Genomic DNA, 4,778 nt, shown 5'->3' with positions numbered 1-4,778 from the left:
TTCGGGCACCCTGATGTCACGTTCGGACGACACCGCCCCTCCACACGCACGCTAGGCTACCCGAGGTGGCGCGCCGTGTTTTCCGGATGCGCCCTCAGGGTGTCACACGGACGCTCTTCCGCAGCGAAGCGAGGAGAAAGCGGAGCGTCCGGGTGACGGGTGCCCCTGCGTAGGCGCGGAGGAAATATGCGGCGTGCCATCCCAACCAGCGACGCGAGGACGAATACCGAGCCCCCTTGCCTCCCCTCCCGGCGCATAGTAGGCTAGTGTTCAAAATATGTTCTCTCTAGGGCAAACAACAAAGACCCCTCGAACGAGTGAACAAAGATGCAGCATATATTTCACGAGGAAGTGCCCCTATGCGTCGACCGAACACCCTACGAACCCTCGCCGGGGCTATACTCCCGCTGACCCTGTTGCTTAGCTCCTGCGCATCCGGGCAGCCCAGTGCCGACTCCTCGGCGTCCGCTAACGCTGAGAAGGCGTATAGCGCCTCCAAGAGCCCCGATAGTCAAGCTATCGAAAAAGTGGAGAACCTCGCCTCACTTTCTGACAACGTTGTTCGTGCCTACCAGCGTTCCCTGAGCCAGTGCATGGCTGAACGAGGATTCCCGAACTACAAGGTTCCTGCAGGAGAAACTGAAATCCCGCTGCTACAGACCGCTGGTTTCGAACCTCTCACCGTCGCGGATGCCCGCGCTCGCGGATACAAAGAGCGCTGGTCTTTGGTAACTGCTGAGCTGGAAGAGCAGAGCCGCACTATGAGCGACGCTGAAATGCAGGCTCTTAACGGTACTGAAGGAAAGGGCGGTTGCCAGCAAGAAGCCACCCGCGTAGTCTTCGGTTCAGAAGAATCCCGTGCGATCATAAAAAAGGTCAACGTCACTGCGGTTCACTACCTTAACAACGACGCAATCTTCAAAGATCTTGGGCCTGCCACCGAGAAGTGGGCACAGTGCATGAAGGAACGCTTCGGAGGCGACTACACGTCTCCGGATATGGCTCGTGAACAGTACCGCCAGAACAACCAAGACACCCACGAACTGGCGATCAACGATGCGACCTGCCGCGAAGCAACCGGGCTAGATGCAGAACAGCGAAAGATGGCTATCGCTTACCTGAGTTCCTTCCTCGAAAAGGAGCAGGGCCTCATCGAGCAGGTGACCACGATCAAGAAAACTGCTGAAGAAAACGCCCGAAAGATTCTGAGCTAATCCTCCGGACTAATCAGACCGGGCTATCCAGACCGGACTAACCAGAACAGGCGTACAGAGTAGCTGCAACGGCTATACCTCGTCACAGCGTATTGTGCCCGGCACGTATCCCCGTGCCGGGCACAAACTAACCCCACACGGCATCGCCGCCCCTAAGCCCAAACGGCACAGACAATAGCGTTCCCGTACGCGCACCCAAAGAAGGGACACCATGAGCGCCACCCCCACCCGCCAGAAGAAAACCCTCTGGCTCTACGGCATTATCGCCCTGCTTCTCATCATCACCGTGGGTACGCTCATCAGCGCCCAAAACATCAAAACCACCGCCCAGAAAGACGCAGAAGCGGCACCCCCGGACCCCTCCACCATCACCGCCACGGTCACCCGCGAAAAACTACGCACCACCGTGCCCCTGACCTGCACCGCGAACTACGCCACCTCAACCCCGCTACGCTACAGCGGCGAAGGACAGTACACCGCAATCACCATCAAACACGGTGACACCGTCGGCAACGGAACCCTCATCGCAGAAGTCAACGGTGAACCTCTCATCACCCTCACCGGCGGCTTCGCGCTCTACCGCGATCTCAAACTCGATGATAGCGGCCCCGACGCCGCACTCCTCAACGAGGCACTGACCGCCATGGGACGTCAGGGCCCGCAGCCCGCGCGCATTACCGAAGACACCTACGAGGCTCTCAACAACCTCCTCGACAGCCTCGGCTACGCGCACGTCAAGACTGACCAGCCCATTCCCGCCCGCTACTTCCTCATCATCAACCGTGCCGGACTCGTCACCGGCAACCCCCGCGCAACCGGCGCTATCGCGGACGGTCCCGTAGCCACCATCGCAGAAGGTAGCAAGACCCTCAGCTGCACCGGAACCACCGGTAGGCTCACCCCCGAAGCCCGTAGCGGCCAGAAGGTAACCGTGCCCTCCCTCGGTGATACTGAGTACGTTGCAACCCTCGGATACAAGAACACCTCCGAAGCCGCAGGTACCGCAGGCAACAGCCAGACCGGTCGTCAGGCCAATGGCGCAGAAGGCGCGGCTGGATCCAACCTCAACGGCGCAGCCGGTGCGGCAGGAAGCACCGAAGGGGAACGCATCCTCACCCTCGACGTAGGGGATAAGGCGGACAGCCTCCGAGGTTCCGTCAACGCGGAACTCACCCTCGAAGAAACCCCCGAAACGCACCTGGTTGTGCCCTCATCGGCGCTCTACACCCGTGACGGACAGACCCGAGTCATCGTGCTCGGCCCCGAAAGCTCCAACGGATCGAAGGCCCGCGAAGAACGCGAGGTAACCGTTACCGTCATCAGCAACGCCAATGGCAAGAACGCCGTCACCGGTGACCTGCACGAAGGCGACAGCGTCAAAATCATGCGCGAGAAAAAGTAGGGAGTAGCCATGACTGACTCCCGCGCTGCTCACGCGCACCCACCAGCCTATAGCGTCGATATTCAGGGAGTGTCCCAGCACTTTATGCAGGGTGACACTCGAATTGACGTGCTCAAAAATATTGACCTGAAAGTCCGCTACGGAGAAGTCGTCGCAATCCTGGGACCGTCCGGCAGCGGCAAATCAACCCTGCTGAACATCCTCGGTCTGCTCAGCACGCCCGCCTCCGGCAGCTACCTGCTGGACGGTACAGACACCGCAACCTTCAACGCGGCACAGCGAGCTGAAGCGCGCCTGGACAGCATCGGTTTCGTCTTCCAGGCGTTCCACCTCATCGAGCATAAGAACGTGTACCGCAACGTTGAGCTACCGCTCATCTACCGTGGTGTCCCCAAGGCAGAACGAGCGCAACGGGTTGCGGATACTCTCGCCCTGCTGGGGCTGAGCCACCGAACGGATGCACCCATCACCACTCTATCAGGCGGTGAAAAGCAGCGTGTGGCTATTGCTCGTGCGCTCATTGGGGAACCGGCGTTGCTGCTCTGTGATGAGCCGACCGGCTCGCTGGATGAAGAGCTCACCCGTGAAGTGATTGACCTGCTCCGCGAATGTACGGGCGATCAGCAAAGCACGATTGTGATTACCCACGACCCGCTCGTGGCGGAGCACTGCGACCGGGTGCTGCGCATGCACGAGGGGCAGCTCATCGAGCAGAAAGCGCCGCAGCAGGAAGAAACGACCGCTCGTGAGCTTCTGAACCAGCCTAGCTTTACTGAGGAACAAGCATCTAAGCCGCAGGGGAGCGGGCGTGCACCCTGGGCGCTCGCCTCCCTCAAAGAAGCGTGGGACGCTACCGTTCACCGGGTGAGGCGCAATATCTTCACCATGCTTGGTGTGGTTCTGGGTATCGCTTCGCTTGTGCTGACCGTTGGTCTGACCGCCACCATTTCTGGGCAGCTGGCGGACAGCTTCGACATTTTTAGAGCTAAGCACCTGACGATAAGCTCGACCCGAACCGAATCCATGAGCCGCGCTGAACTCTTGAGCCTGGCGGCAAGCGAGAATTATCGGCGTGTTAGCCAGCTGAACGGAGTGACCGGTACCGCGCTGGTGGATCAGCTGGATGAATCCACCGATATTCAGCGCGGCCCCGACAACTTTGGCGAGCGCGGCGCTAACGTGACGGCGTCCGTCCTTGCTGCAACGCCCACTATCTTTAGCGTGCAGGGTCACGAGCTGGTGTGGGGCCGTACCTTCGATGAGGGGCACGTGGAGCGTAACGATAAGGTCGTGGTGCTCAGCGAAAGCGTGATGCGCCAGCTTGCGCTACCCTATAGCCCCGGAGTTACGGTCTATATTCACGATGAGCCGTACACTGTCATCGGTGTGGTGCGGGAGAATCCCTCGCTGACTCTGTCGTACGGTTCGGTCTACCTGCCTCTGGGTGCGAAGCCTGGTGCCGATGTTGAAAAATCGCAGCCCGCTGCCGGTGGCGGTGCCGTTGCGGCGCAGACCGGTAAGCGTTCCACTCAGATTGTGGTGAGTACTGTTGCCGGTGCCGCAAACCAGATTGCGGAGGAAGCACCGTACGCGCTCTCGCCGGAACGCCCCGCGCTGTATAGCGTGAGTGTTCCGCCGGAGCCGAAGACCCTTCGTGAGGCCGTCGACCAGCAGCAACGCACCATGCTTCTTGCCATGAGCGTTATTACCCTCGTGATTGGTGCAATGGGCATTATGAACACGTTCCTGGTTGCGGTGATGGAGCGTCGCCGTGAGGTGGGTTTGCGTCTGGCTATTGGTATGCGCCCTTCGGGTATTCTGCTGCAGTTCTCGGCGGAGGCGCTGCTGACCGGCATCCTGGGCGCTGTGGCTGGTATTGTGCTGGCGGTTAACGGCATCTCGATTGTGTCTTTGATGAACCGTTGGACGCCGATTATTAGTGCCGACACTATTCTGCTGGGCCTGGGCGCTGGTGCGCTGGTTGGTGTGTTGGCTGGTCTGTACCCGGCGGCGAAGGCTTCGCGTATTGATCCGGCACAGACCCTGGCGGCAGGCTAGTTGTTGAGGAAGGCGTGAAGGTGCGGTGTTCGTCCTCATTCAGCACCATAGCGTTTGGGGAGGCACGCCGCATGTTTCCTCCGCGCCTACGCAGGGGCACCCGT

Annotated in this window: 3 protein-coding genes; all 3 read left to right on the top strand. The window is 60.0% G+C overall.

Going from position 1 to position 4,778, the window contains the following annotated elements:
- Nucleotides 1-359 precede the first annotated feature (359 nt).
- The 3 genes from HMPREF2842_RS07325 to HMPREF2842_RS07315 all read left to right on the top strand — a co-directional run bounded on the left by HMPREF2842_RS07325 (nucleotide 360) and on the right by HMPREF2842_RS07315 (nucleotide 4,674).
- Nucleotides 360-1,214, top strand: coding sequence for a hypothetical protein (locus HMPREF2842_RS07325; RefSeq protein WP_049348864.1), 855 nt, complete (start codon nucleotides 360-362; stop codon nucleotides 1,212-1,214).
- A gap of 211 nt (nucleotides 1,215-1,425) precedes the next feature.
- Nucleotides 1,426-2,616 carry an efflux RND transporter periplasmic adaptor subunit gene (locus tag HMPREF2842_RS07320; protein WP_070643844.1) on the top strand — a complete coding sequence of 397 codons (1,191 nt, stop codon included), beginning with the start codon at nucleotides 1,426-1,428 and terminating at the stop codon, nucleotides 2,614-2,616.
- Nucleotides 2,617-2,625: 9 nt separating this feature from the next.
- Nucleotides 2,626-4,674, top strand: coding sequence for an ABC transporter ATP-binding protein/permease (locus HMPREF2842_RS07315; RefSeq protein WP_049356015.1), 2,049 nt, complete (start codon nucleotides 2,626-2,628; stop codon nucleotides 4,672-4,674).
- Nucleotides 4,675-4,778: the final 104 nt, after the last annotated feature.

The organism is Rothia sp. HMSC069C10 (genome assembly GCF_001812205.1).
In the GTDB taxonomy this organism is placed as follows: domain Bacteria; phylum Actinomycetota; class Actinomycetes; order Actinomycetales; family Micrococcaceae; genus Rothia; species Rothia mucilaginosa.
Note: the sequence above shows the minus strand (reverse complement) of the source record. Positions and strands in the feature narration are given on the sequence as shown.